This is a genomic window from Pseudonocardia kunmingensis (genome assembly GCF_006716445.1).
Lineage (GTDB): Bacteria > Actinomycetota > Actinomycetes > Mycobacteriales > Pseudonocardiaceae > Pseudonocardia > Pseudonocardia kunmingensis.
The window spans coordinates 247,145-270,693 of sequence record NZ_VFPA01000005.1 but is presented as its reverse complement, the minus strand read 5'-3'; the positions used below and the strand labels follow the sequence as shown (position 1 = coordinate 270,693).

The 23,549-nt window shown below is 73.8% G+C and carries 19 protein-coding genes; 3 read left to right on the top strand and 16 right to left on the bottom strand.

Going from position 1 to position 23,549, the window contains the following annotated elements; all coding sequences use genetic code 11:
* Positions 1-53 precede the first annotated feature (53 nt).
* The 3 genes from FB558_RS34815 to FB558_RS34805 form a co-directional block, all read right to left on the bottom strand.
* A complete protein-coding gene (locus tag FB558_RS34815) occupies positions 54-1,682 on the bottom strand; it encodes a hypothetical protein (protein WP_142049190.1) in 1,629 nt (542 codons plus the stop codon).
* Positions 1,683-2,009: 327 nt separating this feature from the next.
* A complete protein-coding gene (locus FB558_RS34810) occupies positions 2,010-2,552 on the bottom strand; it encodes a hypothetical protein (RefSeq protein WP_142061075.1) in 543 nt (180 codons plus the stop codon).
* A gap of 53 nt (positions 2,553-2,605) precedes the next feature.
* A complete protein-coding gene (locus FB558_RS34805; protein ID WP_211367051.1) occupies positions 2,606-3,022 on the bottom strand; it encodes a rhodanese-like domain-containing protein in 417 nt (138 codons plus the stop codon).
* 62 nt (positions 3,023-3,084) lie between these two features.
* On the opposite strand from FB558_RS34805, the gene FB558_RS34800 reads away from it, so the two are divergent.
* A complete protein-coding gene (locus tag FB558_RS34800; RefSeq protein ID WP_142061071.1) occupies positions 3,085-3,579 on the top strand; it encodes an Lrp/AsnC family transcriptional regulator in 495 nt (164 codons plus the stop codon).
* Positions 3,580-3,606: 27 nt separating this feature from the next.
* On the opposite strand, the gene FB558_RS34795 is transcribed toward FB558_RS34800, so the two are convergent.
* From FB558_RS34795 to tkt, 7 genes are read right to left on the bottom strand one after another with little or no spacing between them, the layout of a single operon-like run.
* Positions 3,607-4,029, bottom strand: coding sequence for a hypothetical protein (locus FB558_RS34795; RefSeq protein WP_142061069.1), 423 nt, complete (start codon positions 4,027-4,029; stop codon positions 3,607-3,609).
* On the bottom strand, positions 4,029-4,808 hold the full coding sequence (gene pgl, locus FB558_RS34790) for a 6-phosphogluconolactonase (RefSeq protein ID WP_142061067.1): 780 nt from the start codon (positions 4,806-4,808) through the stop codon (positions 4,029-4,031). The genes FB558_RS34795 and pgl overlap by 1 nt, the downstream gene beginning before the upstream one ends.
* On the bottom strand, positions 4,808-5,770 hold the full coding sequence (opcA, locus tag FB558_RS34785) for a glucose-6-phosphate dehydrogenase assembly protein OpcA (protein WP_142061065.1): 963 nt from the start codon (positions 5,768-5,770) through the stop codon (positions 4,808-4,810). Before opcA ends, pgl begins: the two co-directional genes overlap by 1 nt.
* Positions 5,771-5,807: 37 nt before the next feature.
* Positions 5,808-7,358 carry a glucose-6-phosphate dehydrogenase gene (gene zwf / locus FB558_RS34780; RefSeq protein ID WP_142061063.1) on the bottom strand — a complete coding sequence of 517 codons (1,551 nt, stop codon included), beginning with the start codon at positions 7,356-7,358 and terminating at the stop codon, positions 5,808-5,810.
* A 42-nt stretch (positions 7,359-7,400) separates the two neighbouring features.
* Complete coding sequence (locus tag FB558_RS34775; protein WP_142061061.1) at positions 7,401-8,879, bottom strand: glucose-6-phosphate isomerase; 1,479 nt, start codon at positions 8,877-8,879, stop codon at positions 7,401-7,403.
* Between the two features lie 26 nt (positions 8,880-8,905).
* Positions 8,906-10,027, bottom strand: a complete 1,122-nt coding sequence (tal, locus tag FB558_RS34770; protein ID WP_142061059.1) for a transaldolase — start codon at positions 10,025-10,027, stop codon at positions 8,906-8,908.
* Between the two features lie 11 nt (positions 10,028-10,038).
* The gene (tkt, locus tag FB558_RS34765) at positions 10,039-12,126 is read right to left on the bottom strand and encodes a transketolase (protein WP_246106977.1); all 2,088 of its coding nucleotides are present in this window, start codon (positions 12,124-12,126) and stop codon (positions 10,039-10,041) included.
* A 311-nt stretch (positions 12,127-12,437) separates the two neighbouring features.
* On the opposite strand from tkt, the gene FB558_RS34760 reads away from it, so the two are divergent.
* Entirely contained in the window at positions 12,438-13,385 is a 948-nt protein-coding gene (locus FB558_RS34760) for a heme o synthase (RefSeq protein WP_211367050.1), read from the top strand.
* A 51-nt stretch (positions 13,386-13,436) separates the two neighbouring features.
* Here FB558_RS34760 and fdhA read toward each other — a convergent pair whose 3' ends face one another.
* The 4 genes from fdhA to FB558_RS34740 form a co-directional block, all read right to left on the bottom strand.
* A complete protein-coding gene (fdhA, locus tag FB558_RS34755) occupies positions 13,437-14,657 on the bottom strand; it encodes a formaldehyde dehydrogenase, glutathione-independent (RefSeq protein WP_142061056.1) in 1,221 nt (406 codons plus the stop codon).
* A 1,042-nt stretch (positions 14,658-15,699) separates the two neighbouring features.
* Positions 15,700-17,751 (bottom strand): S9 family peptidase, encoded by a 2,052-nt coding sequence (locus FB558_RS34750; RefSeq protein ID WP_142061054.1) that lies wholly within the window; start codon positions 17,749-17,751, stop codon positions 15,700-15,702.
* A gap of 76 nt (positions 17,752-17,827) precedes the next feature.
* On the bottom strand, positions 17,828-18,799 hold the full coding sequence (locus FB558_RS34745; protein ID WP_142061052.1) for a quinone oxidoreductase family protein: 972 nt from the start codon (positions 18,797-18,799) through the stop codon (positions 17,828-17,830).
* Between the two features lie 30 nt (positions 18,800-18,829).
* Complete coding sequence (locus FB558_RS34740; protein ID WP_246106976.1) at positions 18,830-19,798, bottom strand: COX15/CtaA family protein; 969 nt, start codon at positions 19,796-19,798, stop codon at positions 18,830-18,832.
* 149 nt (positions 19,799-19,947) lie between these two features.
* Here FB558_RS34740 and ctaD point away from each other — a divergent pair, with 149 nt between their 5' ends.
* Positions 19,948-21,699, top strand: coding sequence for an aa3-type cytochrome oxidase subunit I (gene ctaD / locus FB558_RS34735; protein WP_142061050.1), 1,752 nt, complete (start codon positions 19,948-19,950; stop codon positions 21,697-21,699).
* A gap of 120 nt (positions 21,700-21,819) precedes the next feature.
* Here ctaD and FB558_RS34730 read toward each other — a convergent pair whose 3' ends face one another.
* Positions 21,820-22,602, bottom strand: coding sequence for an ABC transporter permease (locus FB558_RS34730; protein WP_142061048.1), 783 nt, complete (start codon positions 22,600-22,602; stop codon positions 21,820-21,822).
* An 11-nt stretch (positions 22,603-22,613) separates the two neighbouring features.
* Positions 22,614-23,543 (bottom strand): ABC transporter ATP-binding protein, encoded by a 930-nt coding sequence (locus FB558_RS34725; RefSeq protein ID WP_142061046.1) that lies wholly within the window; start codon positions 23,541-23,543, stop codon positions 22,614-22,616.
* Positions 23,544-23,549 lie beyond the last annotated feature (6 nt).

Below are 23,549 nucleotides of genomic sequence, written 5' to 3'. Positions count from 1 at the left end.
GCGGCCCGGCTAGCGATCCTTGGTCGCTAGGAGTTCGGCACTTGTCCAGAGTTTCAGGCAGTCGTGGTCGGTAGCCGGGCCGCTGCCAGCCGGGCGTCGATTTGTGTGTCGATGGTGCGTAGCGCGGCCTTGAGCGGTGGTGGTGCGTGTGGCGCGTCGGTGGTGGCGAGCAGCGGTCGCAGGACCCGGTTGTGGACCTTGCTGTAGAAGATCGCGAAGGCGAGGCCGTCCGGGGTGAGCCGGTAGAGGTTGCGGCCGGGGAGGCGTTCGATCAGTCCGTTGCGGCGCAGGCGGGTCAGGTCGTAGCTGGCCCGGCTGATGCTGTAGTTCGTGTGGTTGGGCTCGACGAGCAGTCCGGTCATCAAGGCGCGCAGGCTCTTGTTGGTGATGCCGGTGACGGCGAGCAGGGTGTGGCAGAGCGCGCCGGCCAGGGCCTGGACCCGAGGGTCGCCGAACCGCAGGGCCGGGGCCCTCCGCCCCTCCCGGGTGCGGGTGGGGTGCGCGATCCGCTCAAAGGCTGGACTCGCAAGGACGCAGCCCTGACCGACCCGTTCAGTATCGAGCAGGCGGCGGTTGGCCGCACGGGCCCTGGCTTGTAGCTCGGGCAGGTGGTGCAGGCGGCGCAGGCAGCCCAGGTCGGCAGTGTCGTTGACGACGGTTTCGATGCGCAGCGCGCGACCGTCTTTCAGATACTGCTTGATCCGGGAGTGTTTGTAGGCGGCGTTCACCGTGACTTGGGTGCCTTGGGTGACCAGCCAGGTGGAGAACCGTTGCTGCCCGGACGGTCGGCCGCGCCGGGTCGGCCACCGGGAGAAGATCAGCTCGACCTGTTCCGGGCGGCCGATGTCAAGGTTGTCGGTGACCAGCGCTTCGAAGAACGATCGCGCGTGGCGGGGCTGGGTGAACACGATCGTGCGGGAGACCTCGACCTGGCGCATCGACAGCTCCCACCAGTAGCCGGCGGCCCGATCGGCCTCGGTGAGCGGCAACGGCAGCACCGCCAGCCAGCGCTCGACGAACGCTTCGATGGTGGCCGGGCCCAACCGGTCGCAGATGGCCTGCAGCCGGGCCGGGTCGTCGGTGGCGGCGAACCCGTTGGACAGCTCGCGGTAGCCGATGCCGGCGTGGGTGGCCTGGCGTTTGGCCCACTCGTGGCCGTTGATCCAGACCTTGGCGGGGTAGGGGAAGTAGGAGCAGACCTTGATGAACCCCGGCCCGAACTCGTCATCCCAGAGGTAGAAGTAGTAGCAGCTGACCCGCCTCTTGGCCTTGGTGAAGGAGAACCAGACCGCGTTGCCCTGGCCCTTCTTGCTGGGCGAGAACACCTGGGCGAACTCCTGGGCGATCCCGATCGCGGCCACCCCTGACCGCCCGGTGGCGGCCTGTCGGGCCAGGTAGCGGCCCATCCTGTCGATCTTGCGGTCGGTTTTCGCGAACCGCACCACCGGGATGTGCTCGTCGGCAGCGAACCGGTCCACCGCGGCGCGGAACGCAGTGCCGATCTTGTCGAAGATCGCCGGCGACGGGATCGGATACCCCAGATGCGCGGTCAGGAAGGACACGACCTGCCCGCCGACCTGTAGGTTCGGCACGTAGGCGTTGAGGTAGATCCGGTCCAGACACTCCAGATCGAGTCCGACATGCCCGTCCAGGACGTCGTTGACCGTTACCGGCGTGGCCATACCGGCAGCCTGGCCCCATCCCGGCGCGCTGGCCAGCGGCCAGCCACGCGGCGAAGCCGCGATCGCTTACCCGGACAGCCTCGGACCGCTCCCCAGCCCGCACTCAACCGAAACGGACCCAACCACGGCGACCACCCACCTTGGCGGTCCGAGGCTGGCCTCACTAGTGTCCCCCGCCGGAAGTTCGCTGGGTAAGTCGGTGGATCCAGGTTCTCGCTGCGTGTGCCGGGCGGCGAGCCTCGTACCGGGCGTACTCGGCTCGTCGACCGGTGCGCGCAGCGTGGAGCTGGGCCGCCGAATTATTCGGCGGACTTCCGGCGGGGGACACTAGGGTCGCAGCGCGGCAACCTGCTGGTCGAACGCCACCACGAGGCGCGCTGCCGTGGTGCCCTCCGGCACCGCTGACGCGGCGACCGTCACCAGGCGGCCGTCCCGCACCGCCGCCGCGAACACGCTGCCGCCCTGGAAGCGGCACACCACGCCGGCCTCGCCCGCCGGCACCTCGGACCCCTCCTCGCACAGCGCCGTGACGGTGTCGAGCGTCGTGGCCGGGTCCGCGGCCGGCGCCACGTCCACGGTGACGAAGGTCGGGCCCGCGTCGGCGTCCGCCTGCGGCGCGCCGGTCGGGTCGTAGACGCAGCGCGTGTCGCTCGCCGTGCTCAGGTCGGGCGCCCAGCCCAGACCGGTGGCCGCGGCGAGCGCGGCCGTGTCGAGCAGGCAGGCGGCCGGCGGTGGTGGCGGCGGTGGCGGGGGCGGTGGCGGCGCCGGGGTGGTGCCCGGCGAGCACGCCCCCGCGACACCTGCCGTGACGGCCGCGGCCACCGCGACGGACGCCGCCCGGCGCGCGGTACGAGGTCCGATCGGGAGCACGGTCCCAGCCTCCCACGCGGCCCCGCGGCACCCGTCCCCGAGGGCCGTCGCGGTCAGCAGCCGCAGGGGACGGTGAGCGGGTCGGGCTCGGCGCGGGTGAGCCCGTCGTCCGTCGCGACCGGGAGACCCTCCCGCGTCCAGTACTCGATGCCGCCGAGCATCTCGCGCACCGCGTAGCCGAGGCGGGTGAGGGCCAGCGCGGCGCGCGTCGCGCCGTTGCAGCCGGGCCCCCAGCAGTACGTCACGACCGGAACGGCCGGGTCCAGCAGCGCCGGGGCGCGTTGCCCGATCTCGGCGGTCGGCAGGTGCACCGCGCCGGGGATGCGGCCCTGCGCCCAGGCGGCGCGGCTCCGGGAGTCGACCAGCACGAAGCCGGGGGAGTCACCGGCGAGAGCGGCGTGGACGTCGGCGACGTCGGTCTGGAAGGCCAGCCGGGCGGTGAAGAACGCGGCTGCGGCGGAATCGGTCACGCCGCGGACGGTAAGGCGCGTGGTTGCCGAGCGGAACGGGGAAACCACGGTAGTTTGGCCGAATGCCCGTGGATTCCCTGGACGATACGGATTGGCGCCTGCTCGAAGCGCTGCAGGACGACGGTCGCGCCAGCTTCGCCGACCTGGGCCGGTTGGTGGGGCTCTCGCCCAGCGCGGCGACCGAGCGCGTCCGGCGGCTCGAGGAACGGGGCGTGATCACCGGGTACCGGTGCGAGGTCGACCCGGAGCGGCTCGGGCTGACGATCATGGCGCTGGTGCGGCTGCGGTACCCGCACGGCAACTACAAGCCGTTCCGCGACCTGCTCGCCACCACGGCGGAGGTCACCGAGGCCCACCACGTCACGGGCGAGGACTGCTTCGTGCTCACGGTCCGGGCGCGCTCGATGCGCCACCTGGAGGCGGTCACCGGCCGCATCGCCGGCCTCGGCGCGGTGACGACGAGCGTGGTGTACAGCAGCCCGCTGCCGGGGCGCCCGGTGGTGCGCAGCGCGGTGGCGGCCAGCGGCGCGGCCGCGAGCACGTCGCGCCGCCGCTGACACCTCCCACCGGCACGGCCCCCGGGGTCAGGGGAGGGCGTTCTGGAGGGTGTGCGGGCCCGCTGTCGTGGCGCCTGCGTCCACCACCCGGGTCCGCAGGGCCCGGTCGGCCGTGACGACCACGACGTCGGCGTAGGGTGCGGCCGCCAGGTCGGTGGCGAGATCGGCGATGGCGGCGTCCCCGTCGGCCTCGGCGAGGACGACGTCCAGGTGCGGGTGCGTCGGCAGGTCCGCGACGCGCGCCGCGCCCTCCAGGACGAGGTGCACCCGCAGGTCGGTGCCGGGCCGCCCGAGCGCGTCGGCGAGGCGGCCCGGATCCTCGGCCAGCACGGCCGCCAGGCGCCCCGCCAGGCTGCGGGCCGCACCGCCCCGGTCGCGCCACCAGCCATCAGGTCGGGAGCCGACGACGTTCGCGGCGTCGACGACCACGTGCAGCACGGTGGCGGCCATCAGCCGATCGGTGGCACCAGGTCGCGCGGCAGCTTCGACGCCGCGGCGCGGTCGAGCAGCCAGCGGGTGCGCCGCCTGCCCGCGGCGCCCGCCACCGGGATCGCGACCTCGCCGGCCCCGCCCAGCCCCATCGCCACGGCCGCGGCCTTCGCCTCGCCGGTCGTCATGATCCAGACCTCGGCGGCGCGGCGGATCGCCGGCAGCGTGAGCGACACGCGCGTCGGCGGCGGCTTCGGGCAGCCGTGCACCGCCACCACGGAGCGCTCGGTCTCGTAGACGGCGGGGGAGTGCGGGAACACCGACGCGGTGTGGCCCTCCCCGCCCATGCCGAGCATCAGCACGTCGAAGGTCGGCACCGGGCCGTGGTCCTCGGGCCGGGCGGCGCGGGCGAGCAGGTCCGCGTAGGCCTGCGCGGCGGCCTCGGCGCCCGCGGGGCCGTCGCCCTCGTCCGCTCCCATCGGGAAGACCTTGGCCGGGTCGACCGCCACGTGGTCGAGCAGCGCCTGCCGGGCCTGGGTCTCGTTGCGCTCGGGGTCGCCCGGGGCGAGGAACCGCTCGTCGCCCCAGTAGAACTCCACCCGTCCCCAGTCGACGGCGTCGCGGGCGACGGTGGCGCGGATCTGCTCCAGCACCGCGGTGCCCGTGCCGCCGCCGGTGAGCACGATCTTCGGCGTGGTGCCCGCGGACTGCAGGTCGACGAGCTTGGTGATCAGGCGCGCGGCCACGGCGGCGGCGAGCACGTCCGGGTCGGCGTGGACGGCGACGTCGGGGACGGCCATCAGTAGCCCGCCAGCGCGGGGACCTTCACCGGTGTGCGGCCGCGCGCGATCCGCGACACACCGGTGATGGCCGCCCCGTAGATCTCGTCCGGGTCGAGGCGGCGCAGCTCTTCGGCGAGGCAGTCGCGCACCTCGCGGCGCGCCAGCGCGACGAGGCGGTCCGGCTGCCCGGGCTGGCGCAGCGTGCCCACCTTGCCGTCCGGGCGCACCAGCTCCACCGGCCCGGAGCGCCGGTCGAGGCGCACCGACACCAGGCCGGGGCCGGTCTCCGCGGGCGAGCGCTTCACCTTCGCGTCCAGCCGCACGGCGAGCCAGCCGGCCAGCAGGTCGGTGGACGGCGAGACGGACTCGCCCGCGACCACCGCGCCCGTGACCGGCTCGTGCGGCGGGGCGTCGAGCGCCGTGGCGAGCAGTGCGCGCCACGACGTGAGCCGCGTCCAGGTGAGGTCGGTGTCGCCCGCCACGTGGTTGGCCCGGCGCTGCTCGAAGGCCCGCAGCGGGTTCCGCGCGGAGAGCGCGTCGGTGATCCGGCGCTGGGCGAGGCGCCCGACCGCGTCGTCGGACGGCACCGCGGGAGCCTCCCCGGGCCACCAGGCGACGACCGGCGCGTCGGGGAGCAGCAGCGGCATCACCATGCCGGCGCCCGCCTCGTCGGCGGCGAGCGGGCCGTACCCGCGCAGGACGATGACCTCGCTCGCGCCCGCGTCGCCGCCCACCCGGATCTGGGCGTCCAGCCGCGGCGCCGCCCGGCGCTGCCCCCGGGCGAGGACGATCACCCGGCACGGGTGCTCGCGGCTGGCGGCGTTGGCGGCCTCGATCGCGTCCTCGATGTTCGCGCCGTCGTCGGTGACGATCACCAGCGTGAGCACGCGACCCAGCGCCAGTACGCCGCCGCGCTCGCGCAGCTCGACGATCTTCTTGTTGACCGCGGACGTGGTGCTCGACGGAAGGTCGACGATCATGCTCGCCTCGCAGGCTCGGCTTCGGGGACGGTGGCGGTCACGGCCGGCGCCAGGTGCGGCCGGTGCGGGCGAGCATCGTGTCGGCCGACCCCGGCCCCCAGCTGCCCGCCGGGTACGGGTCCGGGCCCTGCTCCTGCTCGGCCCAGTGCTCGATGACGGGGTCGAGGATCTTCCAGGAGCGCTCGACCTCCTCGTTCACCGGGAACAGCGACGGCTCGCCGAGCAGCACGTCGAGGATCAGCCGCTCGTAGGCCTCGGGGGAGGCCTCGGTGAACGCGGTGCCGTAGCCGAAGTCCATCGTGACGTCACGGACCTCCATCTGGCTGCCCGGCACCTTCGACCCGAACCGCATGGTGACGCCCTCGTCCGGCTGCACGCGGATGACCAGCGCGTTCTGCCCGAGCTCCTCGGTCATCGTGGCGTCGAAGGGCAGGTGCGGGGCCCGCTTGAAGATCACCGCGATCTCGGTGACGCGGCGGCCCAGCCGCTTGCCGGTGCGCAGGTAGAACGGCACGCCCGCCCAGCGACGGGTGTCGACCTCGCAGGTGATCGCCGCGTAGGTCTCGGTGCGCGAGTTGGGGTCGAACCCCTCCTCCTCGGTGAGCCCGCGGACGAGCTCGCCGCCCTGCCAGCCGCCGGTGTACTGCCCGTGGGCGGTGGTCTCGTCGAGGGGGCCGACGAGCTTGGTGGCGTTGAGGACCTTGATCTTCTCGGCCCGCAGCTCGTCGGAGGAGAACGAGACCGGCTCCTCCATCGCGGTGAACGCGAGCAGCTGCAGCAGGTGGTTCTGGATGACGTCGCGGGCCGCGCCGATGCCGTCGTAGTAGCCGGCGCGGCCGCCGAGCCCGATGTCCTCGGCCATCGTGATCTGCACGCTGTCGACGTAGTGGCTGTTCCAGATCGGCTCGAACAGCTGGTTCGCGAAGCGCAGCGCGAGGACGTTCTGCACCGTCTCCTTGCCGAGGTAGTGGTCGATGCGGAACACCGAGTCCTCGGGGAAGACGTCGCCGACGATGTCGTTGAGCTCGCGCGCCGAGCGCAGGTCGTGACCGAACGGCTTCTCGATGACGACGCGCCGCCACCGCTCACCGTCGGCGGTGGCGAGGCCGGAACGGGAGAGCTGCTTGAGCACCACCGGGAACGCGCCGGGCGGGATCGACAGGTAGAACGCGTGGTTGCCACCGGTGCCCCGCTCGCGGTCGAGCGCCTCGACCGTGGCCTCGAGGCGGTCGAAGGCGTCGTCGTCGTCGAAGCTGCCGGGCACGAAGCGGAAGCCCTCGGCCAGGCGGTCCCACACGGTCTGGCGGAACGGCGTGCGCGCGTGCTGCTTCACGGCCTCGTAGACGACCTGGCCGAAGTCCTGGCTGGCCCAGTCGCGGCGGGCGAATCCGGTGAGGGCGAAGCCCGGGGGCAGCAGGCCCCGGTTGGCGAGGTCGTAGATGGCGGGCATCAACTTCTTGCGCGAGAGGTCGCCGGTGACCCCGAAGATGACCAGGCTGCACGGTCCCGCGATGCGCGGGAGGCGCTTGTCCCGCGGGTCGCGCAGCGGGTTGGTCCACCCCGTTGCGGCGGACGTGGCGGCGCTCATCTTTCTCCTCATCGCTCGGATCGGGGGATCATCGCAGGTCCTTCACAGCCGCTGCACGGCGCGCGCCACCGTGACCAGGCCCGCCACCCGGTCGGTGAAGTGCAGGCGCAGCACCGGGCGGCCCCGCGCGGCGAGCGCGGCGGCGTCCGCACCGGCCTGCGCGAGCTGGGCGGTGGCGAGCGCGTCGACCCCCGCCGGGACCTCGTCCGGTGCGCCGTCGAGGGCACCGGTGAGCTGGCAGACCCGCCCGCCGGGCGGGCCGCCCTTCGCGTGCTGGCCCGCGCCCGGCAGGCAGCGGGGCGCCCAGTCGAACGTGGTGGGACGGCCGGTGCGGCGGGTGAGCTCGGGGCGCAGCACGGCGGCCGAGGCATCCTCGATGCGGTCGAGGTAGGCGTGCACGGCCAGGTGCCCGGTAGCTCCGTCGGCCTGCCCGTCGAGCTCGGCGGTGAACGCGCGCAGCGCGCCGGTGACGGTGTCGGTGCCTGCCGGCAGCCAGTCGCCTGCGTAGACCTCGACGGCGCCGTCGGTGAACACCGGGGCGCCGCCGTCCGCTCCGGGCATCGGGGCCGTGGCGTCGGGCCGGTCGGTGGGATCGACGCCGAGCAGGTGCGCCGCCACGGCGACGGCGTGCTGCCAGGTGAGCATCTGCGCGGCGGGGGAGCCGCGGGTCGCGAGGGCCGCCCCCGCCACCTCGCCCACACCGACGGCAGGCAGGTCGTCCCACTCGGGCGCGCCCGGCCCCTCGACCAGCACGGGGAGCGGCCCGTGCCCGTCCTTGCCGAGCCCGCCCGCGACGAGCTGCGCCGCCCACTCGGCGAGGGCGGCGGCGTCCGGGCCCGGCGCGAGCGCGACGGCGGTGGCGCCGGCGAGCAGCGCGCCGAGCTCCAGCGCGGGGTTGGCGGGCGTGTCGGTGGCGAGGGCGTCCCGTACCCCGCTCGCGTCGGCCAGCGCCGCTCCGACGTCGGCCCCGGCCAGACCGGCCGGGACCAGCGCGTAGGCGGTGAGCGCGGCCCAGGGCCCGTCGACGTCGTCGGGGCCGAGGACCACCACCGATCCGTCGTCCGGCTGCAGCGGCCCGCCGGGCGGGGTGACGACGACGGTGTGCGCGGCCGGGTCGAGCCCCTCGGCGCGGAACGCGGTGTGCACGGTGTCGCGCAGCAGCGCCACCGGCTCCGGGTCCTCGCCGGGCGGCACGGACACGACGAGGACGGTGGCCGCGAGCTCGCCCGCCAGCGCGTCGAGGACCTGGACCGGGTCGGTCGTGTCCAGGACGACCAGCCGCGGGTCCTCGTGGACCAACGCCTCGGCAGCGACGCCCACGCCGCCGGCCGCGGCGAGCACGACGCGGATCTGCCCCGCCACCCGCCGCTGCTCGTGCAGGGCCGCGACCTCACCGACGAGCGGCCGGGCGGCGCGCACCGCGCCGGACCAGCCGGGCCGGGCGACCCGGGGCCAGAGCCCGGGGTCGCCGGCGGCCGTCCGGGCGGCGACGGCGTCCTCGACCAGCTGGTCGGCAGTCACGGCGGCGCTCCCGTTCGGCTCGCGCGTCAGCGCGCTCCCTCGAGCTGTCCCGTCACGGTCTCACCGAGCTCGGTCCAGGACTTCTCGAACTTGTCGACGCCCTCGTCCTCCAGGACGAGGAACACGTCGGTGAGGTCCACCCCGACGCGCTCGAGCGCGTCGAACACCTCCTGCGCCTCGCCCGCCGTGCCCGTGACGCGGTCGCCGTGCACCTCGCCGTGGTCGCCGAAGGCCAGCAGGGTCTTCTCCGGCATCGTGTTCACGGTGTCGGCGACGACCAGCTCGGTGACGTAGAGCGTGTCGGAGTAGTCCGGGTTCTTGACGCCCGTGGAGGCCCACAGCGGCCGCTGCCTGCGGGCGCCCTTGGCCTCCAGCGCCTTCCACCGGTCGGAGGAGAAGACCTCCTCGTACGCGGCGTAGGCCAGGCGCGAGTTGGCGACGCCCGCCTTGCCGCGCAGGCCGAGCGCCTCGGCAGAGTCGGTCTCAGCGCCGATCGCCTCCAGCCGCTTGTCGATCTCGGTGTCGACCCGGGAGACGAAGAAGCTCGCCACCGAGGCGATGCCGGCGAGCGGGTGGCCGTTGGCGGCGGCCTGCTCCAGCCCGTCCAGGTAGGCGCCCATCACCGCGCGGTAGCGCTCCACCGAGAAGATCAGCGTGACGTTCACGCTCACGCCCTCGGCCAGCGCCCGCGTGATGGCCGGCAGCCCCGCCTCGGTGGCCGGGATCTTGACCAGCAGGTTGGGGCGGTCGACGGCCTTCCACAGGTCCAGCGCCTGCGCGACGGTGCCCTCGGTGTCGCGGGCGAGGCCGGGGTCGACCTCGAGCGAGACGCGCCCGTCGACGCCGCCGCTGGTCTCCCAGGTGCCGCTGAACACGTCGCAGGCCTGCTGGACGTCGGCGACAGTGATCTCGCGGACCGCGTCCTCGACCGACGCCCCGCGCGCGGCCAGCTCGCGGACCTGCGCGTCGTAGGCCTCGCCCTTCGCGAGGGCGCCCGCGAAGATCGTGGGGTTGGTGGTGACCCCGACGACGTGCTTGTCGGTGATCAGCTCCTGCAGGTTGCCGCTGTTCAGGCGCTCGCGGGACAGGTCGTCCAGCCAGATGGACACGCCCGCCTCGGCGAGCTGCCGGAGTCGCTCGTTGCTCATGGTTGTTCCTCTCAGGAGAGCTTCGCCAGGCTGCGGTTCGCGGCGGCGACCACGTTCTCGGTCGTGAAGCCGAACTCGCGGAACAGGGTCTGGTAGTCGGCGCTGGCGCCGAAGTGCTCGATGGAGACGTTCTCGCCCGCGTCGCCGGTGAAGCGGTGCCACGGCTGTGCCACGCCCGCTTCGACGCTGACCCTGGCCTTCACCGCGGCCGGGAGCACCGACTCGCGGTAGGCCTCGTCCTGCGCGTCGAACCACTCGACGCACGGCATGGACACCACCCTCGTGGCAACGCCGTCGGCCTCCAGGACCTTCCAGGCCTCGGCGGCGATCTGCAGCTCGGAACCGGTGGCGATGAGGATCACCTGCGGCTCGCCGGAGGAGGCGTCCGCCAGGACGTACCCACCGCGGGCCACGCCCTCGGCGGAGGTGCCCTCCAGCACGGGGAGGTTCTGGCGGGTGAGCGCCAGCCCCTTCGGGCCCTCGGGCCGCTCCAGGGTGGCGCGCCAGGCGTAGGCGGTCTCGTTGGCGTCACCGGGGCGGACCACCGCGAGGCCCGGGATGGCCCGCAGCGCCGCGAGGTGCTCGATCGGCTGGTGGGTGGGGCCGTCCTCGCCGAGGCCGATCGAGTCGTGCGTCCAGACGTAGACGACGCTGGAGCGCATCAGCGCCGCGAGCCGCACGGCCGGGCGCATGTAGTCGCTGAACACGAGGAACGTGCCGCCGTACGGGCGGGTGGGCCCGTGCAGCGCGATGCCGTTGAGGATCGCGCCCATCGCGTGCTCGCGGACCCCGAAGTGCAGGGTGCGCCCGTAGGGGTGGGCGTTCCACATCTTGGTGGCGGTGGAGGTGGGCCCGAACGAGTCGGCGCCCTCCATCGTGGTGTTGTTGCTCTCCGCGAGGTCGGCCGAGCCGCCCCACAGCTCGGGCAGCACGTCGGCCAGGGACTTGAGCACCTCGCCGGAGGCCTTGCGGGTGGCGACGCCCTTGGGGTCGACGTCCCAGCTCGGCAGCGCCTTCTCCCAGCCCACCGGCAGGTCGCGGCCCAGCACGCGGTCGAGCAGCTCCTTGCGCTCCGGCTCGCGCGCGGCCCAGTCGTCGTAGGTCGTCGCCCAGGCCCGGTGGGCCTCGCGGCCGCGATCGACGACCTTGCGGGCGTGCGCCAGCACCTCGTCGGCGACCTCGAACGTCTGCTCCGGGTCGAAGCCGAGGATCTTCTTGACCTCGGCCACCTCGTCGGCGCCCAGCGCCGAGCCGTGGGCCTTGCCGGTGTTCATCTTGTTCGGCGCGGGGAAGCCGATGATGGTGCGGAGCAGGATGAACGAGGGCCGCGTGGTCTCGGCGCGCGCGTTCTCCAGCGCCTCGAGGATGCCGGTGACGTTCTCGCCGCCCTCCACGACCTGCACGTGCCAGCCGTAGGCCTCGTAGCGCTTCGCGGTGTCCTCGGACAGGGCGATGTCGGTGTCGTCCTCGATGGAGATCTTGTTGTCGTCGTAGATCACCGTGAGGTTGCCCAGCTGCTGGTGCCCGGCCAGCGAGGACGCCTCGGAGGTGACGCCCTCCTCGATGTCGCCGTCGGAGGCGATCACGTAGATCTGGTGGTCGAACGGGCTCTGCCCGGGTGCGGCGTCCGGGTCGAACAGACCGCGCTCGCGACGGGCGCCGATGGCCATGCCGACGGCCGAGGCCAGGCCCTGGCCCAGCGGGCCGGTGGTGATCTCGACGCCGGGGGTGTGCCGGTGCTCGGGGTGGCCGGGGGTCTTCGAGCCCCACGTGCGCAGCGCCTTGAGGTCGTCGAGCTCCAGGCCGTAGCCGGACAGGTACAGCTGGATGTAGAGGGTGAGGCTGGAGTGGCCCGCGGACAGCACGAACCGGTCGCGCCCGATCCAGTCGGCGTCGGCGGGGTCGTGCCGCATGACGCGCTGGAACAGCGCGTAGGCCAGCGGGGCGAGGCTCATGGCGGTGCCCGGGTGGCCGTTGCCCACCTTCTGCACGGCGTCGGCGGCGAGGACCCGCACGGTGTCGACGGCGCGACGGTCGAGGTCGGTCCAGTCGTCCGGGAGGCTCGCTCGGGTCAGTGTCTCGATGTCGGTGTCGGCCACAGCACTTCCCTCGGGTTCGGGTGGGGGCGCGGGCGGTGCGCCTCGACGCGCCCTGCCCTGCGCGGATCGACGCTTCCGCGGGCTCCGCTCGCGGTCCAGCCTAGTCACGTCCGGCGGGCTCGGTGATCGCATGTGTGACCGCCGGGGTGACGGCCCGGACGACCACCCGAGTGATCACGCTCCGCCGCTCGCGCACGGGGTCTACCCGGCCGTGGGTACGCCCATGCCCCCGGCTATCATCGACAAGCCGTAGAAGTCGGCGCCAGCATGCGGGCCCGAGCTTCCCCACCACGCGGATCGAGGTTGTGCCGGTGAGTCTGCCCCTGTCCCAGCAGCCGCCTGCGCAAGGCGTCCGGGCGGGTTGGCGGGAGCGGGTCGGCCGCACGGTGCGCGCCTACCTCGGCCTGACGAAGACCCGCATCATCGAGCAGCTGCTCGTGGTCACGGTGCCGGCGATGTTCCTGGCCGAGCGCGGCGTGCCGTCGGTGTGGCTGATCGTCGCCACCCTGGTCGGCGGGGCGATGGCGGCCGCGAGCGCCCACGCCCTCAACTGCGTGGTCGACGCCGACATCGACGCCGTCATGAAGCGGACCGCGCGCCGGCCGCTGGCCAAGGGACAGGTGCCCACGCGCCACGCGCTGGTCTTCGGGCTGGTGCTCGGCGCGCTGAGCTCGGTGTGGCTGGGCCTGACCACCAACTGGCTGGCCGCCGGCCTGTCGGTGGCCGCCATCGCGTTCTACGTGCTCGTCTACACGCTGCTGCTCAAGCGCCGCACCTCGCAGAACATCGTCTGGGGCGGCGCCGCCGGCTGCATGCCGGTCGTGATCGGGTGGGCCGCCGTCACCGGCACGGTGGAGTGGCCCGCGCTCGTGATGTTCGCCGTGATCTTCTTCTGGACGCCGCCGCACTTCTGGGCGCTGGCGATGCGCTACCGCGAGGACTACGCCAACGCCGGGGTGCCGATGCTGCCGGTGGTGGCGACGCCCGCGCAGGTGACGATCCGGATCGTCCTCTACTCGTGGGTGATGGTCGCCGCCACCCTGCTGCTCGTCGCCGCGACCTCGTGGATCTACGCCACGGTCGCCGTGCTCGGCGGCACCTGGTTCGTGTACCAGGCCCACCGCCTGCACCACGGCGTCAGCGCGGGCCGCGAGGTCGGCACGATGAAGCTGTTCCACCTGTCGAACGCCTACCTGTGCGTGCTGTTCGCCGCGATCGCGGTGGACGCGGCGATCGGCCTGCCGGTCCTCTGGCCGTGAGTGGACACGAGTGCTCCGGCACTCGTATCCACTCACGACCGGCGAAGCCGGCTAGGCGGCCCGCGGCACCATCCCGTGCGGGTCGAGCACGTACTTGCGCGCGGCGCCCCGGTCGAACTCCTGGTAGCCGCGCGGCGCGTCGTCCAGGGGGATGACGGTGGCGTTGACCGCCTCCGCGATGCGCGCCTTGTCGTACAGGATGCTCATCATCAGGTTGCGGTTGTAGCGCAGCACCGGGCACTGCCCGGTGGTGAACGAGTGGCTCTTCGCCCAGCCGAGCCCGAGGCGCACCTTGAGCGTGCCCTCCTTGGCGTCCGGGTCGGCCGCGCCGGGGTCGCCGGTGACGTAGAGGCCCGGGATGCCCAGCCGACCCCCGGCGCGCGTGACCCCCATGACCGAGTTCAGCACCGCGGCCGGTGCCTCCCCGCCGCCCGCGCCGTGCCCGGTGGCCTCGAACCCGACGGCGTCCACGGCGCAGTCCACCTCGTTGGTCCCGAGGACCTGCGCGATCTGGTCCTCGAGGGTGGCGTCCTGGGAGATGTCCACGGTCTCGCAGCCGAACGAGCGGGCCTGCGTGAGCCGGTCGGCGTTGAGGTCACCGACGATGACGACGGCCGCGCCGAGCAGCTGGGCCGAGTGCGCCGCGGCCAGCCCGACCGGGCCTGCGCCCGCGACGTACACGGTGGAGCCGGTGGTGACGCCCGCGGTGTAGGCGCCGTGGTAGCCGGTGGGGAAGATGTCCGACAGCATCGTCAGGTCGAGGATCTTCTCCAGCGCCTGCTCGCGGTCGGGGAACCTCAACAGGTTGAAGTCGGCGAACGGCACCATCACGTACTCGGCCTGACCGCCCTCCCAGCCGCCCATGTCCACGTAGCCGTAGGCGGAGCCGGCACGCGCCGGGTTGACGTTGAGGCAGACGCCCGTCTGGCCCTCGCGGCAGTTGCGGCAGCGCCCGCACGCGATGTTGAACGGCACCGAGCAGATGTCGCCGACGTCGACGAACTGCACGTCACTGCCCTTCTCCACCACCTCGCCGGTGATCTCGTGGCCGAGCGTCTGCCCCGGCGGGGCGGTGGTGCGCCCGCGCACCATGTGCTGGTCGGACCCGCAGATGTTGGTCGACACGCACCGCAGGATGACCGCGTGGTCGGCCTTGCGCGTCATGCCCATGGCCTCGGCGACCTCGGCCGGCACCTCGAGCGTCGGCATGTCGTGGTCCTCGACCGCGACCACGCCGGGCTCCTTGTAGACGACGATCCTGTTGCCACCCATTCGTGATGCACCTCACTCCTCGGTCGCCCCAACGCCTACTCCCCATGGGGCACCTCCACAAGTGGAGGGCGTGATGCGCTGGCCCCGAGCGTCCATCAGTGGGCGGTCCGCAAGGCTCCGATGCGCCCGCTCACGCCCCCGACTGTGGCGACGCCCCCCGTCGATGGGGTGCGTGGGCTGATCGGGGGCGTGGCGGGACCGGGGGGCGTGGGCACGCGGTCCGCCCCTCCCCCCGGGTCTTGACGGGCAGGGCCGGCTGCGGTGGGCGCGCCGTTCCCGGCTCGGGACCGACTGTCCCACCCCGCGCCGAGGCGTCACTCGCAGTCGCCCCGGCGCCTTGCCCGACTGCCGGTGGCGAGGGTGGCCGGGTTAGCGAAACTACCGAATATCGTGGCCGGCCGGGCGGCCGTCCCCGACCTGGCCCCGGCCGGTCCACGACGAGCCCGTCCCCGCCGGGTGCCACTCATCCGGCTGTGGTGCCGTTCACGAACCCCTCCGAAGCGCCCTTCACCAGCGAAGCAGGAACCAGGCCGCAACCGTGCAGCGTATGTCCCGTTCCCGATGATCAAGGGCGCCTGGATGGCGCGGGCCGGGCCGATGATCACCGGGGCGGCGAGGAACGGGACCACAGCCAGGTGCGCACCCACCCAGCAGCGACGTTCTCGTCCGGGACAGGCGTGGGCCAGGTCGGGGACGGCCGCCCGGCCGGCCACAACAATCGGTAGTTGGCCCAACCCGGCCACGTCACCGACGGGGCGGGGCAGGGGACCGGGGTGACGCGCCGTAGAACCCCGGGCCGGGGCGGGCGGCAGTGGGCTCGAGCCGGGAACGGCCCGCCCACAGAAGGTTCCCGGACCACATCGACACCATGGGTCTGCGACCGCGGCCGGAGACCCATGACGTCGACCGGGTCCGCACAGGCGTGTTCCGCGGAACGCGGGAACAGCCATGATCAGCAGGAGTGGTGGGAGGGCGACAGAACTGACGCCCCCACACCACTCCCGGCGATCACCCCGGCGAGCAGTGCGTGCGCGCCGCAGGCTCAGCGCAGCAGGTCGGGGGTCTCCCAGTCCTTGCCCAGCACGTGGTGATCGAGGAACGCGGTGACGGTCTCGTACCAGAGGGCGGCGTTCTGCGGCGTGAGCACCCAGTGGTTCTCGTCCGGGAAGAGCAGGAAGCGGTGGGGGAGGTCCTCCGGGTCGCCGTCGTGCCGCGACACCAGGTCCCACCACAGCCGCAGGGCCTCGCCGACCGGCACGCGGTAGTCCTTGTCGCCGTGGATGACCAGCATCGGCGTGGTGATCGCGTCGGCGAAGCGGTGCGGGCTGTTGCGCTCGGCCATCTCGGCGGTCATCTCGCGCAGCCAGTAGTGCGGCGCGTCGGTGGTGGGTCCGAACTGGTCCAGCGCCCAGAGGCTCGCGTGCGTGACGATGGCGCGGAAGCGGTCGGTGTGGCCGGCGATCCAGTTGGCCATGTAGCCGCCGAACGAACCGCCGATCGCCGCCGTGCGGCCCGCGTCGAGGTCCGGGCGGGTGAGCGCGGCGTCGGTGATCGCCATCAGGTCGGTGAACGGTGCGCCGCCCCACTCGCCCCAGCCGCGTGCGACGAAGTCCAGGCCGTAGCCGGTGGACAGGGCGGGGTCGGGCAGCAGCACGGCGTAGCCGCGGGCGGCCAGCACCCAGGGGTTCCAGCGCCAGTGCCAGGAGTTCCAGCTGTTCAACGGGCCGCCGTGCACCGTCAGCAGCAGCGGTGCCGGAGCTGCCGCCGAGGCGTCGGCGGGCAGCACGAGCCACGCCCGCAGCGCGCTGCCGTCCTCGGCGGTGGCGTGGACCTCGGTGAGCGAGCCCGGCAGGGCGGGCGGGGCCGCCGGGCCCTGCAGCGCCACCGGCTGCTGTCCCGGCGCGTCCGGGTCGAGCCGGACGGGGGCGGGCGGGCTGTCGACGCCGCTGCGCAGCGCGTAGACGGCGCTCCCGTCGGGTGCCACCACGAGGTCGGAGTACGCGCCGTCGTCACCGGTGAGGCGGGTGACCGCGCCGTCGGTCAGCCCGATCCGGAACACCGGGGCGCGTCCGCCCTCGTCGGCGACGACGAGCAGGGCGCTGCCGTCGGGAGCCCACCGGGGGGTGCCGGCCCAGCGGTCCCAGCCGGGCGCGACGTCGCGGGGTGCGCCGCCGGCGAGCGGGAGCACGACCAGCCGGATGTCGGGCGGGCTGGTGGGGGTGGTCAGGGACTCGCGCAGGCACACCACCTGCGTGCCGTCCGGGCTCACGACCGGGCCGCCGAACTCGTGGTCGGGGTCGTCGGCGAGGACCCGGCGTTCGCCGGTGGCGACGTCGATCGCGACGAGGACGCTGCGCGTGGCCCCGCGCGGCTCCGCGACCCGCCACCCGGCGACGACGGTGCGCCCGTCCGGGGTGATGTCGTGCGCGGACTCGACGAGCGCGCCCCCGGGCGCCGGGGTGAGCTCGCGCCACTGCGCTGTCCCCCCGTGGGCCGGGGCCGACCCGGCGCCGGGCAGGTCGGCCACCACCAGCCGCGGCTGGGCCGGGCCCAGGTCGGCGTCCCAGAACCGGACCGGGTGCCCGGCGTGCAGGATCCCGCTGACCTTGCGGTCCCGGCGGGCCTTGCGGCGTTCCGCGTCCTCGTCGCCCGAGACCGCGCCGGGCAGCGTCATCGAGGTGGCGACGACCGTGCCGGCCTCCGCGGCCACGGCGGGCGCGGCGAGCCCACCGGGCCGGGTGCCGACGACGTGCGCCTCGCCCGAACCGGGCAGCAGCCACAGCGCGGCGGGCTCGTCCGGCTGGGGTTCGGCGCGCTCGGGGTCGGGCCGCGCGGAGGTGAACAGGAGGTCCCCGTCGGGCGTGAAGACCGGCGAGGACTCACCGGTGGGCCCGTGGGTGAGCCGGCGCGCGGGCCGGGCCCCGGCCGGGTCGATCTCCCACAGCGCCGGACGCAGCCGGGTGCGCTCCGGGTCGAGCTGCGCCACGCCGGTGACGAGCCGGGTGCCGTCGGGGGAGAGGGCCAGCCCGGCGAGGCGGGGGAGTGCCAGGAAGTCCTGCAGGTCGTGGAAGGGGGAGCCCGGGGTGTCCGTCACCGGGCCTGTCTAGCACGGCCTCCGGCCGGTCGTGAGTGGATACGAGTGCTCCGGCACCCGTATCCACTCACGGCGGTCAGGGGATCAGCAGCAGCTTGCCGGTGGTGCGCCGCGCCTGCAGGTCCTCGTGGGCGGTGCGGGCGTCGGCGAGCGCGTACCGGTTGCCGATCCGCACGTCGAGCGTGCCCTCGCCGACGGCCGTGTAGACGGCCGCGGCGCGCGCGGCGAGCAGGTCCGGGGTCGCGACGTAGTCGAACAGCTTCGGGCGGGTGAGGTACACCGATCCGGCCGCGTTGAGCCGCTGCGGGTCCAGTGGTGGCACCGGACCGCTGCTCGCCCCGCAGAGCACCAGCATTCCGCGCGTGCGCAGGGCGGCGAGGCTCGCGTCGAACGTCGTGGCGCCGACGCTGTCGTAGGCGACGTGCACGCCGGCGCCGCCGGTGTGCGCGCGCACGGCCGCGGCGAGGTCGTCGACCTCGGTGTAGCGCACGACCTCGGCGGCGCCGGCCGCGCGGGCCAGCCGCTCCTTCTCCGGCGTCGACACGGTGCCGATCACGCGGGCTCCGCGGGCGGTGGCGAGCTGGGTGAGCATGAGCCCGAGCCCGCCCGCGGCCGCGTGCACGAGCACGTCGTCACCCGGCCCGACGGGGTAGGTGTCGGTGATGAAGGCGTGGGCGGTCATCCCCTGCAGCAGGGCCGCCGCCGCCACGTCGTCGGGCAGTGCGTCGGGCACCGGCACCGCTTTCGCGGTGGGCACGGCCACGAGCTCGGCGTAGCTGCCGAGCTGCTCCGCCCACGCCACCCGGTCCCCGACGGCGAACCCGGTGACGTCGGGCCCCACCGCACGCACCCGCCCCGCGCCCTCCAGCCCGGGCACGTACGGCAGCGTCATCGGGTAGATGCCCTCGCGCTGGTAGGTGTCGATGTAGTTGACGCCGGCCGCCGCGACCTCCACGAGGAGCGTGCCGGGCCCCGCCTGGGGGTCGGGGAGCTCCACGGGGGTGAGGACGTCGGGGCCGCCTGCTGAGCTGATCTGGATCGCGCGCACGCCCCGATCATGCCTTGCGCCGCGGCCCGGCTACCGGGGCTGCTCGGCGAGGGCGGGCTCGGGCCCCGGCGCCGCGGCCGCCTGCGCCGCAGGCCGCTCGGTCAGCCCGGCCCACAGCGCGGCCGCGACCACGGTCACCAGCGCGGCGCCGAGCACGTGCAGCGACACGAGGACCTCGGGCACGCCGAGGGCGTACTGGACCGCGCCGAGCAGCCCCTGCGCGGCCACGACGGCCAGCAGCCACGCGTAGCGGCGGAGCACCTTCGACGGTGCCGCCACCGCGCGGAGGGTGAAGCCGAGCCCGACGAGCAGGCCGAGGTACCCGACGAGCAGCTCGGCGTGGACCTGCGCGACGGTCTCGACCTCGACCTGCAGGCGCGGGGTGGCCGCGTCGCCCGCGTGCGGCCCCGCCGCGGTGACGAACGACCCGGCGACGAGGACCGCGGCGAGCACGGCGGTGCTGGTGGCGACGAGCCCGCGCACCGCGCCGCCGACCAGCCGCCGGGGTGGACCGGCCCCGTCGGATGCGGCCTCCACCAGCTGGACGGCGAGCCAGACCAGCACCATCGACACGAGCAGGTGCAGGCTGACGCTCCACCACACCAGGCCGAGCTGCACGACGATGCCGCCGATCAGCGCCTGGGCGACGACGCCGAGCGGCTGCACGAGCGCGAGGCGGGTGAGCCGGGCCCGGCGCGGCCGGGTGGCGAGCGCGGCGAGCAGGCAGGCGCCCGCGACCAGCACCACGGCGAAGGTCAGCAGCCGGTTGCCGAACTCGATCCACTGCGTGAGGGGCTCGACCTCGGGGTGCGGCGTGGGCACCAGGCTGCCGGGGAAGCACTCCGGCCACTCCGGGCAGCCCAGCCCGGACCCGGTGACGCGGACGACCGACCCGGTGACGGCGATCCCGGCCTGCGCCACGACCGCGGCGATCGCCAGCCCCCGCATCACCGGCGCGGGTACGGCGGGCAGGCGGTCGAGGAAGGCGGGCCGGGTCACCGACACATCGTAGAAGATGCCGGAGGAGTTCTCGTGCGGGCCGCATGGACCCGCTCCCTGCGGGGCACCCGTCGATCGGGGGCTGGCAGTGGCGGCCGAAGGCTCCTACCGTCACCGCAGGAGCCCGGGCCGCGCCGAGGGAGGGCACCATGACCGCCGTCGAGCCGAAACCGGTCGCGCCGAAGTACCCGGCGCGGCAGTCGGTCAAGGGCTCCACGCTGCTGAAGATGCTGCACACGACCGACCCCAAGGACATCGCGATCCTGTACATGGTCACGTCGTTCGGCTTCTTCCTCGCCGGGGGCGCGATGGCGCTGCTCATGCGCGGCGAGCTGGCGGTGCCCGGGCAGCAGTTCCTGTCCAACGAGCAGTACAACCAGCTGTTCACCATGCACGGCACGATCATGCTGCTGCTCTACGCCACGCCGATCCTGTTCGGCTTCGCGAACTACATCGTGCCGCTGCAGATCGGTGCCCCCGACGTCGCGTTCCCGCGGCTCAACGCGTTCTCCTACTGGCTGTTCCTGTTCGGTGGCCTGACGGTCCTGTCCGGGTTCCTGACGCCGGGCGGCGCGGCCGACTTCGGCTGGTTCGCCTACGCGCCGCTGCACAGCGCCACCTTCTCGCCGGGCTCCGGGGGCGACCTCTGGGCGGTCGGGCTGATCGTGTCGGGGCTCGGCACGATCCTGGGCGGCGTCAACTTCGTGACCACGATCGTCTGCATGCGGGCACCGGGCATGACGATGTTCCGGATGCCGATCTTCACCTGGAACATCCTGATCACGGTCATCCTGATCCTGATCGCGTTCCCGGTGCTCACCGCGGGCCTGTTCGGGATGCTGGCCGACCGGCACCTGGGCACCCACGTCTTCGACCCCGCCAACGGCGGCGCGATCCTGTGGCAGCACCTGTTCTGGTTCTTCGGCCACCCCGAGGTCTACATCGTGGCGCTGCCGTTCTTCGGCATCATCACCGAGGTCATCCCCGTCTTCTCCCGCAAGCCGCAGTTCGGCTACCGGTTCCTGGTGTTCGCCACGATCGCGATCGGCGCGCTGTCGGCCGCCGTCTGGGCCCACCACATGTACGCCACCGGCGCGGTGCTGCTGGCCTTCTTCTCCCTCACGACCTTCCTCATCGCGGTGCCCACCGGCATCAAGTTCGTGGCCTGGATCGGCACGATGTGGCGCGGGCAGCTGACGTTCGAGACACCGATGCTGTTCAGCGTGGGGTTCCTCATCACGTTCCTGCTCGGCGGGTTGACGGGTGTGCTGCTGGCCTCGCCGCCGGTGGACTTCCACGTCTCCGACACCTACTTCGTGGTGGCGCACTTCCACTACGTGCTGTTCGGCACGATCGTGTTCGCCACCTACGCCGGCATCTACTTCTGGTTCCCGAAGATGACCGGCCGGATGCTCGACGAGACCTGGGGCAAGGTCCACTTCTGGCTCACGTTCGTGGGCTTCCACCTGACGTTCCTGGTGCAGCACTGGCTGGGCAACGAGGGCATGCCCCGCCGCTACGTCGACTACCTGCCCACCGACGGCTTCACCCTCCTCAACGCGATCTCCTCGATCGGGGCGTTCGTGCTGGGTGCATCGGTGCTGCCGTTCATCTGGAACGTCTTCCGCAGCTACCGCTACGGGCGCGTGGTCACCGTCGATGACCCGTGGGGCTTCGGCAACTCCCTGGAGTGGGCCACGTCGTGCCCGCCGCCGCGGCACAACTTCACCGAGCTGCCGCGCATCCGCTCGGAGCGCCCGGCGTTCGAGTTGCACTACCCGCACCTGGTGGAGCGCTTCCGCAACGAGGCGCACGTCGGCGGGAAGCCCGCCATGTCGGAGGAGATGGCGCACGCCACGAGCCGGGAGCAGCAGCCGGACGGGGACCCCAAGTCGCGCTGAGCGCCCGACGCCGCGCGGCGGACCACTCCCACACCGGTTGCGACCGTCGCACACCGACTGCAGTCGGTGGGCCGGCGCAGGAGTCGGTGTGCGAGCCCGCGGGCGGTCCGGCGAGCCCGCTCAGCGCAGGCGGACCGTGCGGACGGCCACCGCGGTGGCCACCAGCGTCCACCCGAGCAGCACGAGCACCGACGCGCCGCTCGGCGGCCCGCCGGTCGCGAGCGTGGCGCGCAGGCCCTCGGCGAGCGCACCCGAGGGCAGCAGCGCGCCGACGGTGGCGAGCGGTCCGGGCAGCTGGGCGAGCGGCACCACGATGCCCCCGGCCAGCAGCAGCACGAACCAGACGAGGTTGGCCACGGCCAGGGTGACCTCGGCGCGCAGGGAGCCGCCGAGCAGGATCCCCAGCGCGCCGAACGCGGCGCAGCCCAGCAGCACGAGCAGCAGGCCCCACCCGACCCCGGCCGCCGCAGGCCGCCAGCCGAGCGCGGCGGCGATCGCCCCGAGCACCACCACCTGCACCGCGACGACACCGAGCACGGCGGTGAGCCGGCCGGCCACGAGCAGCCAGCGGGGGAGCGCGGTGGCCGCGAGGCGGCGCAGCACCCCGTAGCGGCGGTCGAACCCCAGCGAGATCGCCTGCCCGGTGAACGCCGTGGACATCACGGCCAGCGCCAGCACCCCCGGCGCGACGGCCGCGACCCGCGGCTCGGGCAGCGGCACCACGGTGAGCAGGGTGAGGCCCACCAGCAGGACCACCGGGATCAGCAGCGTCAGCAGCACCTGCTCGCCGTGGCGCAGCGCGAGGCGCAGCTCGGTGCCCGACTGGGCGGCGAGCATCCGCAGCGGCGCGCCCGGACCGGGGCGCGGGGTGAAGGTGCCCTCGGGGAAGGTCTCCTCCGCCATCGACCCCCTCCTCACGAGCGCAGCTCCCGTCCGGTGAGCTCGAGGAACACGTCCTCCAGGCTGCGCCGGGCGACCTGCACGTCGTCGGCGAGCGCCCCGTGGGCGGCGCACCACGTGGTGATCGTGGACAGCACGGCGGGGTCGATGCGGCCCTGCACCACGTAGCGGCCCGCCGCCGGTTCCGCGGCGCCGTAGCCGGCGGGCAGCGCGGCGGCGAGCTCGGCGACATCCATGCCAGGGCGGGCGCGGAAGCGCAGCTCCTGCTGCCCGGACGCCGCCGTGAGCTGCGCGGGCGAGCCCTGCGCCACCACCCGGCCGTGGTCGACGATGACGACGTGGTCGGCCAGCGCCTCCGCCTCCTCCATCAGGTGCGTGGTGAGCAGCACCGACACGCCGTCGCGGCGCAGCGCGCGGATCAGGTCCCACACGAGCCTGCGGCCCTGGGGGTCCATGCCGGCGGTCGGCTCGTCGAGGAAGACCAGCTCCGGGCGGCCGACGACGGCGCAGGCCAGCGCGACGCGCTGCTGCTGGCCCCCGGACAGGCGCTTGTAGGGGGTGCGCGCGCAGCCGTCGAGGCCGAGGACGGTGCCGAGCCAGCCGACGTCGAGCGGGTGGGCCGAGCAGGCGGCGACCAGACGCAGCATCTCCGCCGCGTGCACCCCGGGGTAGGCGCCCCCGCCCTGGGGCATGACGCCGATGCGGGCGCGCAGCGCGTCCGGCGCCCTGGCCGGGTCGACGCCGAGGACGCGGACCTCGCCGCCGTCGGCGCGCAGGAAGCCCTCGCACACCTCGACGGTGGTGGTCTTGCCGGCGCCGTTGGGTCCGAGCAGGGCGAGGACGGAGCCGGTCCGGAGTTCGAGGTCGAGACCGTCGACCGCGGTGGTGCGGCCGTAGCGCTTCACCAGCCCCCGGACCGCGACGGCGGGCGGCGCGGTGTTCACGGCCGA

Excerpts from the sequence above, each read along its gene's own strand:
- FB558_RS34815 (WP_142049190.1), bottom strand. The coding sequence starts at position 1,682 with ATGGCCACGCCGGTAACGGTCAACGACGTCCTGGACGGGCATGTCGGA.
- FB558_RS34800 (WP_142061071.1), top strand. The coding sequence starts at position 3,085 with ATGCCCGTGGATTCCCTGGACGATACGGATTGGCGCCTGCTCGAAGCG.
- FB558_RS34795 (WP_142061069.1), bottom strand. The coding sequence starts at position 4,029 with ATGGCCGCCACCGTGCTGCACGTGGTCGTCGACGCCGCGAACGTCGTC.
- pgl (WP_142061067.1), bottom strand. The coding sequence starts at position 4,808 with ATGGCCGTCCCCGACGTCGCCGTCCACGCCGACCCGGACGTGCTCGCC.
- opcA (WP_142061065.1), bottom strand. The coding sequence starts at position 5,770 with ATGATCGTCGACCTTCCGTCGAGCACCACGTCCGCGGTCAACAAGAAG.
- zwf (WP_142061063.1), bottom strand. The coding sequence starts at position 7,358 with ATGAGCGCCGCCACGTCCGCCGCAACGGGGTGGACCAACCCGCTGCGC.
- tal (WP_142061059.1), bottom strand. The coding sequence starts at position 10,027 with ATGAGCAACGAGCGACTCCGGCAGCTCGCCGAGGCGGGCGTGTCCATC.
- fdhA (WP_142061056.1), bottom strand. The coding sequence starts at position 14,657 with ATGGGTGGCAACAGGATCGTCGTCTACAAGGAGCCCGGCGTGGTCGCG.
- ctaD (WP_142061050.1), top strand. The coding sequence starts at position 19,948 with ATGACCGCCGTCGAGCCGAAACCGGTCGCGCCGAAGTACCCGGCGCGG.
- FB558_RS34730 (WP_142061048.1), bottom strand. The coding sequence starts at position 22,602 with ATGGCGGAGGAGACCTTCCCCGAGGGCACCTTCACCCCGCGCCCCGGT.